The sequence below is a fragment of the Sulfurimonas sp. genome (genome assembly GCF_032250635.1).
In the GTDB taxonomy this organism is placed as follows: Bacteria; Campylobacterota; Campylobacteria; order Campylobacterales; family Sulfurimonadaceae; genus Sulfurimonas.
In genome coordinates this window covers 1-14,559 of sequence record NZ_JAVVFL010000029.1, presented here as the reverse complement: position 1 = coordinate 14,559, position 14,559 = coordinate 1, and the positions used below count along the sequence as shown (strand labels likewise).

The following is a 14,559-nucleotide window of genomic DNA, read 5'->3' as shown; positions in this document are numbered from 1 at the left end:
TACTCATGTTATACCTCTACTTATTGCAACAGCGAAATTGCGCTGTTTGCCATGTTTTTAGAACTCTCAAAAGCGGCGACATTCGCCTGATAACTTCTAGTTGCTTCCACTAAATCGGCCATTTCGATAACTGGATTAATGTTAGGGTACGCCACATAACCATTTGCATCCGCATCTGGGTGAGAAGGCTCGAACTTTAGGTTTGGCTCTCTGTCATCACGTGAAATCTTGTCAACTATAACGCTCATTATAGCGGGATTTACCTTTTTGCCAAACGCACCCTCATTTAGAGGGTCTTGGTATTTTGCACTCTCGCTCATGCTATCCACCGCTTTGTTGAACTCTTCATTGAAGTTGATTGCCTTAAATACTACCTCTTTGCGTCTGTATGGTCCGCCCTCATCAGTTCTCGTCGTCTGCGCGTTTGCAATGTTTTGTGAAATGGTATTTACACGAACTCTTTGTGCAGAGAGTCCGTAACCGCTGATATCAAAACTGCTTAAAAAATTTGACATAATTTACCTTTAACTAACTTTTGAAGATGAGTCTATAACGCTTTTGAAAATTTCAGAATTTTTCTTCATTGAACTAATCAGAGCGTTAAACATAATGGAGTTTTTACTCATCTCTGTCGTCTCAACATCAAGATCCACGCTGTTGCCGTCGTTTCTTGCCATGTGCCCGTCTCTAAAGAATGTCTTTGCCATAGATGAACTCTTCTCATCAGGCAGAGAGAGATGAGTCTCATTCGTTTGAGCCATCTGCAGCTTTGGAGTGCTCTGGTTTAAGATTTTTTCTCTCTGCTCTGCGAGCGCATCTTCAAAACGTATATCTCTTGGTCTATAAAAAGGAGTGTCGGCATTTGCAATGTTTGAAGATATCATATCCTGACGGATTGCTCTGTAGTCAAGCGCTTTTGCGGCAAGATGGTGTGAAGCTGAAATCTCTATGCTCATGGGAACTCCTTTTTGTTTATCTGTAGCTCTATAAGCAATTAAAGTTCCAGATTTAGTATGCATTCCCATCGAGGACGATGAGAACAATAAAAATAGATGCCTGAAAACTCTTAAGCAGTAATTAATCTTATATGCTTCATAATATTCCCTAAGGTTGCAAGAGTAACCCAAATTTTATTTATACAAGGAGTTCTTATGAAAAGAGCTGGTTTTACTATGATCGAGTTGATCTTTGTTATCGTTATTTTAGGTATTTTAAGTGCTGTTGCGCTTCCAAGATTGGTTGGTGTTGCAGAAGACGCAAGAGTTGGAACGGCTGAAGCTTTCGTAGCTACTCTAAATAGAAGTGCTGGACCTGCAATGTGGTCAAATACAGTCAATAATGCTACTCCTGGTTCAGCAAAAGTAGCGGGCTTAGTGTTATCAGACTATGTTGATATTCCTGCTGGAGTAACAGTTACTGGTGATCTTGCTGCTTGTACTGCAAGTGATGGTAACGCTTCTACCTTTGCTGGTGGTGAGGTTGCTAGATTTACTGCCTTAGCAAATCCTGCAGAGGCTGTTTACTGTGAAGATGGTGATGGTGTAGGTTCACCAAGATTTAGTTTTATGACAGATGACTATAACTTGTCAGTTCAACTAAACTAAAGTTATTTCATTCTTTTTCTCGTTCCCACGCTCCCGCGTGGGAATGCATATATAAAGTAGTTATTTTTAAGTTATTTTCGAATGATTTTAGAATTATTACCCAAGGTTTTTTATGAAATTTTCTCGCGCTTTTACTATTATAGAACTTGTTTTTGTCATAGTAGTTTTAGGCATACTGACAAGTATAGCCCTGCCTAAGTTAAGCGATACTGTTGTGCAAGCTGATATTGCAAAAGGGCGTGGAGATGTTGCAACCATCCGCTCTGCCATTGCGAATGAGAGACAGGGTCAGGTTATCAGAGGGATAACCACCTATATCCCAAGGCTAACACCTTCAACAGCTTCTACAACCCTTTTCACAGGTGATGGTGCGGGTAGAACACTTTTACTGTATGGCATAACAAAAGGAACCGATTCGGGTGAGTGGAATATCACGGGTGACAATGTTTATACATTTACAGTTGGTTCCACATCAACAACTTTTACATATAATCCGGATGCTGGAACTTTTACATGTCCGTCTGGCACGGGTAACTGCAACGCATTAGTTGACTGATTAATTTTTCTCTCGTTCCCACGCTCTCCGTGGGAATGCAGACTATGTCAGTACTTTAAAATAGAGACTCCCACGCAGGAGCATGGGAGCGAGATATAATTTTGCACTACTACAACATAGCACTTCTTAACTCTCCCCTAGAGCCTTTTACCTACCAAAGCCAAAGTATCATAGAAATTGGCACAAAAGTAAAAGTCAAAGTAAGAAACAGAGAGGTTTACGGTGTTTTATTAGCCTCATGCAAAGAGCCGGAGTTTAAAACAAGCGAAATCTTAGAGGTTTGCGACTCGACTTACTCACAAAAACAGATAACACTTGCCCGGTTTATCTCTGCTTACTATTTTTGCTCACTTGGCGAAGCGCTTGGGGTTATGCTGCCATATGATAGTGGTATGCATTCCCACGCTCCGCGTGGGAACGAGATGGATGATAGTAGTCTGTTGCCGCAAATAACTCTCTCAGCCAAACAAAACGAAGCACTGGAATTTTTAAAAAAACACAAAACAGCACTCCTTTTTGGCGATACGGGAAGCGGAAAAACAGAGATTTATATGAAGTATTTTGAGGAGATGATAGCGCAGAAGAAGCGCTCCATATTTCTTATGCCCGAAATCTCCCTCACTCCACAGATGAACCAGAGACTCCATAAGCACTTTGGCGATGCTGTCGTCATGTGGCACTCAAAACTAACACCAAAACAGAAAAAAGAGGCTCTGAGAAAAATTCATGACGGAAGCGCGAAGATTATAGCAGGTCCTCGTTCTGCCCTGTTTCTGCCCGTAAAAGATTTAGGTCTGATTGTTGTAGATGAGGAGCATGATGAGAGTTATAAGGCATCTTCACGCCCTCGTTACAATGCAAGAGACATTGCAATTTATATGGGAAAGATACACGATATTGGCGTTGTTTTGGGGAGTGCGACACCGAGTTTGACAACCTATGTAAAATTTCCGCATGTGAGACTCAGAGGCGGACACTTTAGCTCAAAGAAAGAGTTTGTGTATGAACGCTCAAGCGAAAAACTCTCCCCCATGATACTGACAAGCCTGCAAGAGACACTCAAAGCAAAAGAGCAAGCCATCCTTTTTCTTCCGACACGCGCAAACTTTAAGTACCTTATCTGCTCTGATTGCGGACACACATACAAGTGCGCATTTTGCAGTGTTGGTATGAGTATTCATCAAAAATCGCGTTCGCTCAAGTGCCACTACTGCAACTTTGCTCAGGCAATCCCGCAGGAGTGTTCTGAGTGTAAAAGTCCAAATCTTATTAGCTCAAGACTTGGAACGGCGGAGGTTGTCAAAGAGATACAGAGCGAGTTTGATGAGGTAAATGTAGAGCAGTTTGACAGAGATGTCATTACAACCGCAAACAAGCTCAAACGTGCTCTTAAGAGATTTAACGACAAAGAGACAGACATACTTGTTGGAACGCAGATGATCAGCAAAGGGCATGACTACCACGGTGTCTCTTTAGCCGTTGTTTTGGGGCTTGATAATATTCTGGGCATGAGTGACTACAGAGCTAGAGAAAAAGCATTGTCTACACTTGTTCAAGTAGCGGGAAGAAGCGGGAGAAAAGAGAGTGCAAAAGTGCTTGTTCAAACATTTAACGAGAGTTTTTTTAGCGCATTTGTGGGCAGATATGAGGATTTTTTAGAAGATGAGAAAGAGTATAGAAAAGAGCTCTACCCGCCCTATAAAAAACTGTGCCGCATTCTCTTTTCACACAAAAACGGTATAAAAGCGCAGGAGGCGATGCAGCAGATGCAGGAGTCTTTGAGAGTGTTCTCAAACGTAGAAATAGTCGGGTTTGGAAAGTGCGGTATTGAGCGGGTTGCGGATAAGTATAGGTTTGAGATACTTCTGCGCTCTGACAAAAGCACCGACATTATCAAAGCAGTCTCTGCATGCAAGATAGAGATGGCAGAGGTAGATATGGATCCTATTGAGTTTGGATAAAAAATAAAAGTCTTCATATAACTTCGTCGTTGCAGAACGCGTCACATACTAGAGTATGCTTCCTTGTTTGCGCCTAGAATTTACATAAATCTTTTTATTTTTTTAAAGAGAGTGTTGATTGTCAAAAAACCAGTAAAACGCCATCATAACGCCCGTAGTTTTTTGGTAGCTCTCATCAAACATAAACTCTTTTGCCTCTTTGGTAGGAACATAGACGACCTCAATATCCTCTTCGTCTAGTCCGCCGCCCTCGTTTACCTTCATGGAGCCGTCGCAGATGGCATAGTAGAGCGTTTGAAAGGTTCCTGATATTCCCACGCTTGTGTAAAAAGAGCTTATTTTTTTGAGACTCTCTACGGGTATGTTATAGCCGCACTCCTCTAAAACTTCCTCTCTGGCAATCTCGGCAAGGCCTTTGTTTTTATCTACTATTCCCGCGCACAGCTCGTACATCATGCCGTTGTTGGGATTTTTGTTAAGCACCGTTGCTCTAAGCTGTTTTACCAAAACAAAAGAATCTTTTTCTCTGTGCCAGAGTAAAACAGCAACGCTGTCATGTGTTACAACAGCTTCCCATTTTCTGCTAATGCCCTTAGCGGAGTAGTTTATTAATATGGGTTTTACGAAGCTTGGCTCTTTAAGAGTCTGAATTGAGTCTATCTTGTACACAAAACTCTCCATTATAAAAGTAACAAACACTCTGAGGTGTCCCGAGTTTTGCGTGTTTTGTCTCGTTGGCAATATGCAGATTTATGCTCTCATCATAGTTTGATTTTAGCTGCAAGAAGGCTGTTTTGTCTTTGCCGGAGAGCTTTTTGGTTGCCACTTGAACGACGCGAAGAGGATCAATGGCTTGATTATTTTTATAGAGTCCAAAATGCAGATGCGGACCTGTCGAGAGACCCGTGCTTCCGACATAACCAATAATCTGTCCTTTTTTCACATAAGACCCCTTTCTGATCCCTTTTCTAAATGAATTTTGATGAGCATAGAGAGACATATAACCATCTTCATGCTGCACTTTTATCAGTTTTCCATATCCTCTTGTTTGCCCGATAAATACAACTCTACCGCTTCCAGCCGCTGCAATGGGTGTGCCTCTTGAAGCTGCATAATCAACTCCCAAATGGGCACGGTATTTTTTTAAAACAGGATGAAATCTTCTTTTTGTAAAGCGCGAAGATATTCTTGCACTTCTCACCGGATTTCCAAGCAAAAACCCCTCTATCTCTTTGGCATCTTGGTTGTAAAATCTACCATCATCATTTAGATAGATATAGTGTTGTTTACCTCTCATCTCTATCATGGCAGCTTTTAGAGTAGGCATTGAAAAAGGTTTTCCAAGACGATATTTCTGTTCATATACCATAGCAAGTCTATCGCCTTTGCGAAGGTCTCTTTTGAAGTTGAGCGAGTGTTTAAAACTTGAGACAAATATGGTCGCAAGCTTTACGGAGCCAGTCTCTTTTACGATGTCAAGATAGGGAGAGTGCTCTATTTTAAGAGTAAAAGCCTCCGTTCTTGTTTCACTGACAATGGGCACAGTTTCAAAAAAGTACTCCCCGTTATGCTTATATATATGGATCTGCAACTCATCGTTTAGAGGTATAAAAATCTGAGAGATTTCACCGTTTTTCTCTTTTGAGATTTGGTAGTGGACACCCGAATAGATCTCTTCGGTAAGTTGTTGTTCATCTTGGTCTAAGTTGTAGTAAAGAGGTCTAAGAGGAAGTGAGTTCTTCTCTAAAAACATCAGGTAAGTCTCGCCGTTACTCCAACGGGAAGTCTCAACCTCTGCCCCAAAAATAGATGTCACAAATAAAAAAAAGATAAATAATTGTCTCATAAATATAACCGTAAATATAAAATTTTTCAAAATAATTTTAAAACTCTAACAAAATTTGCCTTAGTGTGAGGTTTGTTTGCTATAATCGCACTATATTATTTATAAAGTAGAAAAATGAAGCAGATAATTGTTTTTTTAATTATAGCCTTAGAGCTTTTTGGAGTTGTTGTGAAATCCACTGTCGTGGGAATCAATGATGATGCAACCGAAGTTACGATTGAAATTGAGAAGATTGATGTAGGAGTTAGCGGCTTTATCGTTCATGGGATTGATGAAGAGCATAAGACTATTTTAAAAAATGCCGTGGTGAAGAGTTTTGATGAGAGTAGTAAAACGGCAAAAGTAGCCCTTAGCGAGTTTAATGCACTAAGCAGTAGTGCTTTGCCAAATGGAAAATGGGATGTTAAGGTCGGTGACACCGCTGTTTTGGCTTTTGGATATACAAGAGCTCTCTTGATTGCTCCAAACGAAGATATTTACTACAGAGTGACAAAAAGCTCCAATATTCAGTGGATACACCCTGATATTTTTGCCACCATCCTCTCATTTAACGGACACCCTACGCCACTTAGAAGTGATTTTACTGAGATGAGTTCAAGCAGTTCTGTCGGTTTAGTATTTATATATTTGAACGAGAGAGTCTATACGCTGGATGCAAAAAGTTTTAAAATATTGGCTATTACGGATGCAAAGTTAGAGCAAAAAGAGCTGAATCTTCCTTTTTATATGAGAGTTCCTGAAATCGACGCCAATTGGTGGGGAGAGGGAAGTGACGAGCTTGAAGAGTATGAGCCTCACTACTATGAACTTATGGTAAAAGCAAATCCAAACAACAAAGAACTTTACGAAATAGTAAAAAGCGGCGGCGAAAAACTCGAAGATATAGTTGAAGAATTTGATTTTGAAGGGAAAAAAAGATGATAGAAAAAAAACATTTGGACTATTTTAGTCAAGTTGTCGGCAATGAAAATATCTATAGCGACAAAGCACATCTAATAGCATACTCTTACGATGCTACACGTGAGCATTTTGAGCCCGATGCCGTTATTTTTCCAAGAGATGAAGATGATATAAGCAAGATTTTAAAGTACTGCAACGAACATAGAATCATCATAGTTCCTCGCGGTGCGGGAAGCGGTTTTACGGGCGGAGCACTTCCAAGCAGCGGGGGAGTTGTCCTCGCTATGGAAAAGCATATGAACAAAATCTTAGAGATTGATATGAAAAACATGGTTGCAGTCGTTCAGCCGGGTGTTATAAACATGGACCTGCAACGCGCCGTTGAAGAGGTTGGACTCTTTTACCCGCCAGACCCGGCAAGCCAGGAGTACTCAAGCATCGGCGGAAACGTAAGCGAAAATGCAGGCGGAATGAGAGCTGCAAAATACGGAATAACAAAAGATTATGTCATGGCAACGCGCGCGGTACTTCCAAACGGCGACATTATAAAAGCCGGAAAACGAACCATAAAAGATGTGGCAGGCTATAACATTAGCGGCATCTTGATAGCTTCTGAGGGAACTTTGGCTGTGCTTAGTGAAATAACTCTAAGACTTATTCCAAAACCTAAAATGACAAAAACTGCGATGGGAGTTTTTAACAGTGTTCATGATGCCATGAATGCAGTGTATAAAACTATGGCAAGCGGCATAACGCCTGTTGCTATGGAGTTTTTGGACAACTTGACTATCCGTGCGGTTGAGCAGACTTTTAGCAAAGGACTTCCTGTGGATGCGGGAGCGCTTTTGGTGACTGATGTTGATGGAAACTTAGAAGAGGATCTTGATTTTCAGCTTGCCGTGATTGAAAAGGTTTTTAAAGAGAATGGTTGTTATGAGTTTAAAATCGCAAAAGATAAAAAAGAGGCGGCTGATCTCTGGTTTGCAAGACGTAATGCTTCTCCTGCACTGAGCGTTTATGGAAGTAAAAAACTAAATGAGGATGTAACAGTTCCGCGCTCAGCCCTGCCTGAACTTTTAGAGAAGTTTTATGCCATAGCCGATAAATACAATGTTAAGATTCCATGTTTTGGGCATACCGGAGATGGTAACGTGCATACAAACGTCATGGTTGACGGCAAAGACCCTGAGCAGGTAAAAATCGCTTATCAGGCGATAGAAGAGGTATTTCAAGCGACTATTGATTTGGGCGGAACTCTGAGCGGCGAGCATGGTATAGGTCTTGCAAAAGCACCATATATGTCGATGGCATTTACACCCGAAGAGATGGCGCTTTTTAAGTCGATAAAGATGGCGTTTGATCCAAACAACATTTTAAACCCCGCAAAGATGGGATTGAATTAATAATCCTCTCTTCCTTATCTTTTTTAAAACGAGTTTTTCATATCCCCGTTTTTTAACAGACTCTCATTGAAGCATACGACTTGGTTCCTTCCGTGCTCTTTTGCATGGTAGAGAGCAATATCTGCATATTTGATACACTTCCAAATACTATTACTGTCATCAGGAAACATAACTGCTCCGACACTTAGTGTCTTGGTAAATGTTTCAGAACCTGCAGAGATGCTCTGCTTTGCAAAGTTTACACGAATCTTCTCGGCAACCTCTTTAATATGCGCTTTGTCGCAGTTATGTAGAAGTACTATAAATTCTTCTCCGCCGAATCTAATGGGAATATCCGATGAGCGGATAGACTCTTTTATAACTCTTGATACTACCCTGATAGCCTCATCCCCTATATCATGACCGTAAGTGTCATTGATCATCTTAAAGAAGTCTATGTCAATCATCAGGATGCCGTAAGGTACTTTGCTTCTAAGTGCCTGGGGAATCGCGGTCTCTGCAAACTCATCAAGATATTTTCGGTTAAACATTCCCGTTAATTGGTCAACTCTTGCCATCCTATTTAGTATCTGCATCAGCTTTTTGCTAACAATTGCAGGTCTGGCAGTAGCTATATAGTCCTCTATTAAGCCCACTATATTTCTAACTCTAAGGCTTTCTTCTTTATCTTTAGTCACTATCGAGATTATAAGATTTAGTTCATTTGAGATCGAGTATGGGATGCAGAGATACTCCAAGCTCTCCTCATGAAATTTGCTGCATGTCTCATCAAAAATTGTTGAGTCTACTATACTGTTTATACGGTCTGCTCTACATTGACTATCAGGACTATTTGCTAGATCACAGTGACAGCCATTTACGCTGTAAACAACTTCTTTTATACCGCTGGTACTGTCTGCCTCAATAATAGTGAAATCATCAATTTTAAATTTTGTTTTAAAGAGATAGGCAAGCCTCTCATAAATATCTTCAAGGTTTTCATCATGCTCTATTGTCTGCTTAAATTTATAGATCTCAGAGAGCTTGTCTATGGTATCGTTAATGTTTACGAGAGGGTCATGCGATACATTTTTGCTTTTATTTTGAAGGAATATATAGACTTTTTTGTCTATCTCTTCAAACACTTTTTGAAGCTTCTCTAGCAGAGAGTTAAGCATAGTTGCAACAGACTTACTCTCAACCATATCCCCGCCGTCAACTCTTTTTGAGTAGTTTCCGTTGTATGCAGCTAACATTACGTCTCTAATAGAGTAGAAGATATTTACGTAAGGTTTTAAAAATTTATTTACTACTATAAGTACCGCAATCATTATAAGAACAGCAAGTAGAGCCGTATATCCTACAGTGGCAAAACTGCTTCCTCTTATATCGCTGATATCTATAACCATACTGATGGCTCCTAGAACCTCACCCTCTTTGGCATTATGACATGACATACAGTTTGTTGCACCAAATGCTGAAGCTTTAAAGGGTATGGTCATACGCAGAGTACTTTTACTAGCGGTTTCAGTCATCTCTTCTACTGTTTTTCCGCTTCTAAGTACTCTTTTGTCAATATTGTCACGAGCAATTTCATTATTGAAGCCTTCACCATACTGTTCAATTACCGTCGGGGATCTTGCAATCCATAGTGCGCTTACGTTCTCGATATTTTCTATTTGGTTAATAAAATAGAGGCGCTTGTCCATTATGCCGTTGATCATATGAGCAGTTAGTCCGCTCTTTACGACCTCTGCGGTAAGCATCGCTCTTTTCTCTGCACTTTGAATGCCGAAGTTTCTAAAACTAAGTGAAACAATAATAATCATCGATATGAAAAATATTAGAAACAACCCTGATAGAATCAGTGTAACTTTTTGCCTTGTACTCATATACGATCCCTTTGTGTTTTGATGGAGGTCTATTTGTGATATAATTTTTCCTTATTATATCACAGAGATAAAATATAATCACTCTCTTTATAATAAAAAAAACTAAAAAAAATAAAAAGGTGTTTTTTTTGACTGACATTACCAGAAAAATATATACTCAAGTAAAACTTTTTATAACTTCTTTTATAGATAGAGATCTTACTTTTTATGCTGCGAGTCTTAGTTTTTATACAATTTTTACGCTTATACCGCTTCTTATAATCGTACTTACACTATTTACATCAATGCCAAACTTCTCAGAGCACTACGGGAAGATCCAAGAGTTTATTTTTTCAAACATTATGCCTGTTAATTCTGAGGCACTGATGGGTCATATAAACTCATTTTTGCAAAATTCTGTTGAGATGAGCATGATAAGTTTTGTGGCTATCATCGTATCTTCACTTCTCTTTTTTCAAAACTTCGAGTATATCGCCAATAAGATATTTCATGCAAAAAAGAGGGGGCTTTGGCAGTCTGTCACTACATTTTGGACTCTTTTGACACTAACACCTATAGGACTTGGAGTCTCTTTTTACATAACCGGTTATGTTGCTTCTTTGATGGCAGACAGCGAGTATACATCGGGGATAAATATTTTGCCGTATGTTCCGTATCTCATTATTTGGGCGCTGTTTTTTCTTATATTTCAGATATCTGCCAATACAAAAATTCACACAAAAGCTTCATTAATAAGCTCGTTTGTAGTCTCAGTAGTCTTTAGCATTGCTAAAAACGGCTTTATCTACTACGTTTTTTATAACAAGGCCTATGCTACGATGTATGGCTCTTTCTCCATAGTTATGTTTCTGTTTTTGTGGATATATGCGTCGTGGATAATCTTTGTCTATGGGCTAAAACTGTGCTACATGATAAATCGCGTATATGAAAAGAGAGCTGCCAAAGAGCAAGAGCGCGTAGAGAACTCTCCTGCTAAAGATAGCTCCGAGACTAAGCAGGATATAGAAGAGAAAAAGATATTTGTTTAAGCTTACAAGAACTCCTTCTTTGCCTAGTTTTAGAAGCCAAAGAAGAGCAGGGTCGAAAAGATTTCCCACTCCTAAGAGATGTAAAAATATGCTTAGCGGATAAAAGAGAGTAAAAAGCGACGTCCAGAGAATTGAGAGCGGATGGTAGATGCTGAAGTTCTCAAATATAGCCAGAGAGAAGGGAAGCATCAAGAGATAGACCCAGATGGGCAGAAGTAAAAATTGCCATATTTTGCTCAGGTTTTTAAAGTAGATCAAAAATAGGAATATGTAAAAAACTCCGCTTGAGGAGAGCCAAAAACCAAGGGAGAAGAAGAGCCTTGGAAAGAGAGATAAAAGAAGCAAAATAGTTAAAAACAGAGTCTGCATGGAGATTATTTTAATGCCCCTGTCATAAAGCACAAAACCGACAACCAGCATTCCAAAAGCGCGGATAAGCGATGGCGGCGAATCCAAAAAGAGCGTATAGGCAAAAAGTAGTAATCCAACAGCTAGGAAGAGATCGGTTTTTGCATTTCTGTAGGGAAAAAATCTATTTTGCATAAAAGCGTAAAGCGGGCGAAACAAAAAGAACAAAAGTGCACTGAGAACTCCAAGATGAAAACCGCTAATGGCGAGAAGATGCGAGACTCCCAGAGTTGAAAAAGCGCTTTGGAGGCTGTAATCTAAGGGAGTTGCGCTATAGAGAGCTTGGTAGATATTTGCAATCTCCTTCTCTTTATGTGAGGCTAAAATATAGGCGTTTAGGTTCTGTTTTGTGCTCTTCTCTTCGTTTATGTCAATGATTTTACTCGGTCCGTAAAATGTTGTAAGGTATGTGTAAAAGGTTAAATCTTTAGGCCAAATCTCAAGAGAAATCTCTTGGTTTTTAATGTTTTGAAGCGATTTTTTGGCTGTTGTATAAAAAACAATACCCTCAGAACTTTTTAGTTTTAGTACTTGATATGTTCTGTTGTTCTTAGTTTTGGTGTACTGTTTTAAAACGGTTGCATCCACAAGAGCTGAGTCAAAAACTATAAACTCTTGGTAATTTTTGTACTCTAGAAGAAGCGAGACGAGAAGAATAAAAAAAGAGAGTAAGACAAAGAGTAGAGAGTCTCGCTTTGAGGTAAAAAGCGAGACTCTCTCTAGCATCTATCTAGAGCGGCGGCATAGATATGGAATCATTGCCAATGTTAATATTTGCAGACCGTGTGTCCACATTTTCAAAAACAGTTTCAATCCCTTTTGAGAAAGATTCTGCATTGACAAAACGGGTAAGCTTTTTCTGAAACATAAGATGAACAACGCCCGTAGGTCCATTTCTCTGTTTGCCTATAATCACCTCAGCCTTCTCCTCTTCCCTCTCAACATAAGTAGGTACAAACTCTTTGCCCTCTGCTTTTGCAGCTTTTTCGCGCTCTTTTTCCTCTTTGTAGAGATAAACGTCGTCGCGGTAGACAAAGAGGATAATATCCGCATCCTGCTCAATAGAACCAGATTCACGGATATCGCTAAGCATAGGGCGTTTGTCGTTTCTGCTCTCAAGTCCGCGGTTAAGCTGAGAGAGCGCAACGATAGGCATTTTGAGTTCACGAGCAAGCATCTTAAGCCCGCGGGAGATCTCTGAGACCTGCAGGTGTCTGTCTTGTTTGCCGACTCCCTGCATGATTTGGAGGTAGTCGATTACGGCTATCTCTATCTCAGGGTGCTGGTTTTTTAGTTTTCGCAGTTTTGAGCGGAGCTGGTTAATGTTTATGCTACCTTGGTCATCAACGAAAAGTTTTGCAAAATTCATCTTGTCAATCGCTCCGTTTAACGAACTCCACTGATCATCATTCATGTCTCCGACACGCAGTTTTTGAAGAGGAATCGATGTCTGGATGGAGAGAAGTCTAAGCATCAGCTGTTCAGCAGGCATCTCAAGCGAGAAAAACGCAACGCCTTTTCCTTGCATGATAAGACTGTTTACGGTGTTGAGTATAAAAGATGTTTTTCCCATGGCAGGACGGGCGGCGATTATAACAAGGTCGCCTTTACCAAAGCCTGTCGTCATCTTGTTTAGCTCATGAAAACCGGTATCAACCCCGACAAGCACGTTGTTGCCGCGCGCTTTCATCTCTTTGATGTACTCCATCGTGTCAAAGGTCATCTTCGGAGAGTCTTTGAAGTCGCTTGTCTGGTTGTCTTGGGTTATCTCATAGAGTTTTTTCTCTACAATGTCGATAACTTCCGCGCTTGTGAACTCCTCTTCTACCGTTACTCTTTTTATCTCTGTTGTCAGTGTTAAAAGATGGCGTTTTAGAGATTTGTCTTTTATCTCATCGACATACGCTTTGGTGTTTGAGATAGGGTTTGCCGAGAGAATCTCCAGCATAACACTCTCATCAAACTTTTTCATCTTGATAAGCTCTTTTTTGATGAACTCCTCATCAATGGGCTGATCTTTTTGCAGAAGAAGAGTCATCGCTTTAAAGATGTCTTGATGAGCAGGAAGGTAAAAATCATCCTGTCTCAAGGCAACGCTAAGTTCGTCAAATTGGCTTGGTTCAAAGACTATTGAACTTAAGATGCTTCGCTCAAAAGCTAGATTGTATAAGTTTTCTTGCATCACTCTGTCTCTTTCGCCATTTTTTCTACTTCTTGAACAAATCTGTCCACAAGTTCGCTCTCATCAAGATTTGCTACAACCTCGCCTTTAACCATAATAAGTCCTTTGCCTTTGCCGTACGCGATAGCTACATCCGCATGAGCCGCTTCGCCTATGGCATTTACGACGCATCCCATAACAGAGACGTTAAGCGGTGCTTTTATATGTGTGGTTCGTCTCTCTATTTCGCCCACGGCACTTACCAAATCAGCCTCGATGCGTCCGCATGTAGGACATGAAATAATATTTAGCCCGTCCTTTGCCGCTCCGCTGTCTTTTAGGATTGCACGAGCGACATTTATCTCCTCTTCAAGCTCTCCCGTAATGCTTACGCGCATAGTATCGCCGATACCATCAAGAAGAAGTGCGCCAAGTCCGATAGAGCTTTTAACAGTTGCATGAAACAGGGTTCCTGCCTCTGTAACCCCAAGATGAAATGGGTAGCTGTTTTTTGGACGCAGCATGCGATAAGCATCGACCGTTCTCTGAACATCGCTGGCTTTTAAAGAGATTTTGATGTCATCAAATCCCAGATCTTCTAAAAATTTGATGTTGTACTCGGCTGATGCCACCATACCCTCAGAAGTTTGCCCGTACTTGTTTAAAAACTCTTTTTCCAAACTCCCGGCATTTACACCGATTCGTATAGGAATATTACGAGCTTGACATGCTTTTACAACCTCTTTAACACGCTCTTTTGAGCCGATATTTCCCGGATTTATGCGTATGCAGTCAACTACTTCAGCGGCAATAAGTGCGAG

At 40.4% G+C, this 14,559-nt stretch carries 13 protein-coding genes and 1 pseudogene; 6 read left to right on the top strand and 8 right to left on the bottom strand.

What is annotated here, in order from left to right; translation table 11 throughout:
* Positions 1 to 20: 20 nt before the first annotated feature.
* Positions 21 to 515, bottom strand: coding sequence for a flagellar basal body rod protein FlgC (gene flgC / locus RQ763_RS03195; RefSeq protein WP_314151141.1), 495 nt, complete (start codon positions 513 to 515; stop codon positions 21 to 23).
* 9 nt (positions 516 to 524) lie between these two features.
* Entirely contained in the window at positions 525 to 956 is a 432-nt protein-coding gene (gene flgB / locus RQ763_RS03190; protein ID WP_314151139.1) for a flagellar basal body rod protein FlgB, read from the bottom strand.
* A 195-nt stretch (positions 957 to 1,151) separates the two neighbouring features.
* Between flgB and RQ763_RS03185 the strand changes: the two genes are divergently transcribed.
* The 3 genes from RQ763_RS03185 to RQ763_RS03175 all read left to right on the top strand — a co-directional run bounded on the left by RQ763_RS03185 (position 1,152) and on the right by RQ763_RS03175 (position 4,121).
* Positions 1,152 to 1,604 (top strand): prepilin-type N-terminal cleavage/methylation domain-containing protein, encoded by a 453-nt coding sequence (locus RQ763_RS03185; RefSeq protein WP_314151138.1) that lies wholly within the window; start codon positions 1,152 to 1,154, stop codon positions 1,602 to 1,604.
* Positions 1,605 to 1,716: 112 nt separating this feature from the next.
* Positions 1,717 to 2,160, top strand: coding sequence for a type II secretion system protein (locus tag RQ763_RS03180; protein ID WP_314151136.1), 444 nt, complete (start codon positions 1,717 to 1,719; stop codon positions 2,158 to 2,160).
* Positions 2,161 to 2,261: 101 nt separating this feature from the next.
* Positions 2,262 to 4,121 carry a primosomal protein N' gene (locus RQ763_RS03175; RefSeq protein WP_314151135.1) on the top strand — a complete coding sequence of 620 codons (1,860 nt, stop codon included), beginning with the start codon at positions 2,262 to 2,264 and terminating at the stop codon, positions 4,119 to 4,121.
* A 102-nt stretch (positions 4,122 to 4,223) separates the two neighbouring features.
* Here the strand turns inward: RQ763_RS03175 and RQ763_RS03170 are convergent, their stop codons facing one another.
* Positions 4,224 to 4,790, bottom strand: coding sequence for an NUDIX domain-containing protein (locus tag RQ763_RS03170; RefSeq protein ID WP_314151133.1), 567 nt, complete (start codon positions 4,788 to 4,790; stop codon positions 4,224 to 4,226).
* Entirely contained in the window at positions 4,759 to 5,967 is a 1,209-nt protein-coding gene (locus RQ763_RS03165; protein WP_314151132.1) for a peptidoglycan DD-metalloendopeptidase family protein, read from the bottom strand. Before RQ763_RS03165 ends, RQ763_RS03170 begins: the two co-directional genes overlap by 32 nt.
* A 114-nt stretch (positions 5,968 to 6,081) precedes the next feature.
* Between RQ763_RS03165 and RQ763_RS03160 the strand changes: the two genes are divergently transcribed.
* Together RQ763_RS03160 and RQ763_RS03155 are read left to right on the top strand one after the other, a co-directional pair.
* Positions 6,082 to 6,888 (top strand): plasminogen-binding N-terminal domain-containing protein, encoded by an 807-nt coding sequence (locus tag RQ763_RS03160; protein ID WP_314151130.1) that lies wholly within the window; start codon positions 6,082 to 6,084, stop codon positions 6,886 to 6,888.
* The gene (locus tag RQ763_RS03155; RefSeq protein ID WP_314151129.1) at positions 6,885 to 8,270 is read left to right on the top strand and encodes an FAD-linked oxidase C-terminal domain-containing protein; all 1,386 of its coding nucleotides are present in this window, start codon (positions 6,885 to 6,887) and stop codon (positions 8,268 to 8,270) included. The genes RQ763_RS03160 and RQ763_RS03155 overlap by 4 nt, the downstream gene beginning before the upstream one ends.
* A 23-nt stretch (positions 8,271 to 8,293) precedes the next feature.
* On the opposite strand, the gene RQ763_RS03150 is transcribed toward RQ763_RS03155, so the two are convergent.
* The gene (locus tag RQ763_RS03150; protein WP_314151128.1) at positions 8,294 to 10,141 is read right to left on the bottom strand and encodes a GGDEF domain-containing protein; all 1,848 of its coding nucleotides are present in this window, start codon (positions 10,139 to 10,141) and stop codon (positions 8,294 to 8,296) included.
* Positions 10,142 to 10,269: 128 nt separating this feature from the next.
* Between RQ763_RS03150 and RQ763_RS03145 the strand changes: the two genes are divergently transcribed.
* Positions 10,270 to 11,169, top strand: coding sequence for a YihY family inner membrane protein (locus RQ763_RS03145; RefSeq protein ID WP_314151127.1), 900 nt, complete (start codon positions 10,270 to 10,272; stop codon positions 11,167 to 11,169).
* A gap of 15 nt (positions 11,170 to 11,184) precedes the next feature.
* On the opposite strand, the pseudogene RQ763_RS03140 reads toward RQ763_RS03145, so the two are convergent.
* The 3 genes and pseudogenes from RQ763_RS03140 to ispG form a co-directional block, all read right to left on the bottom strand.
* A pseudogene (locus RQ763_RS03140) lies at positions 11,185 to 12,303 on the bottom strand (ComEC/Rec2 family competence protein); the annotation flags it as partial.
* A gap of 4 nt (positions 12,304 to 12,307) precedes the next feature.
* The gene (locus tag RQ763_RS03135) at positions 12,308 to 13,759 is read right to left on the bottom strand and encodes a replicative DNA helicase (RefSeq protein WP_314151126.1); all 1,452 of its coding nucleotides are present in this window, start codon (positions 13,757 to 13,759) and stop codon (positions 12,308 to 12,310) included.
* Positions 13,759 to 14,559 (bottom strand): (E)-4-hydroxy-3-methylbut-2-enyl-diphosphate synthase (gene ispG / locus RQ763_RS03130; RefSeq protein ID WP_314151125.1); only part of this gene is annotated, 801 nt, incomplete at its 5' end. The genes RQ763_RS03135 and ispG, both read right to left, overlap by 1 nt.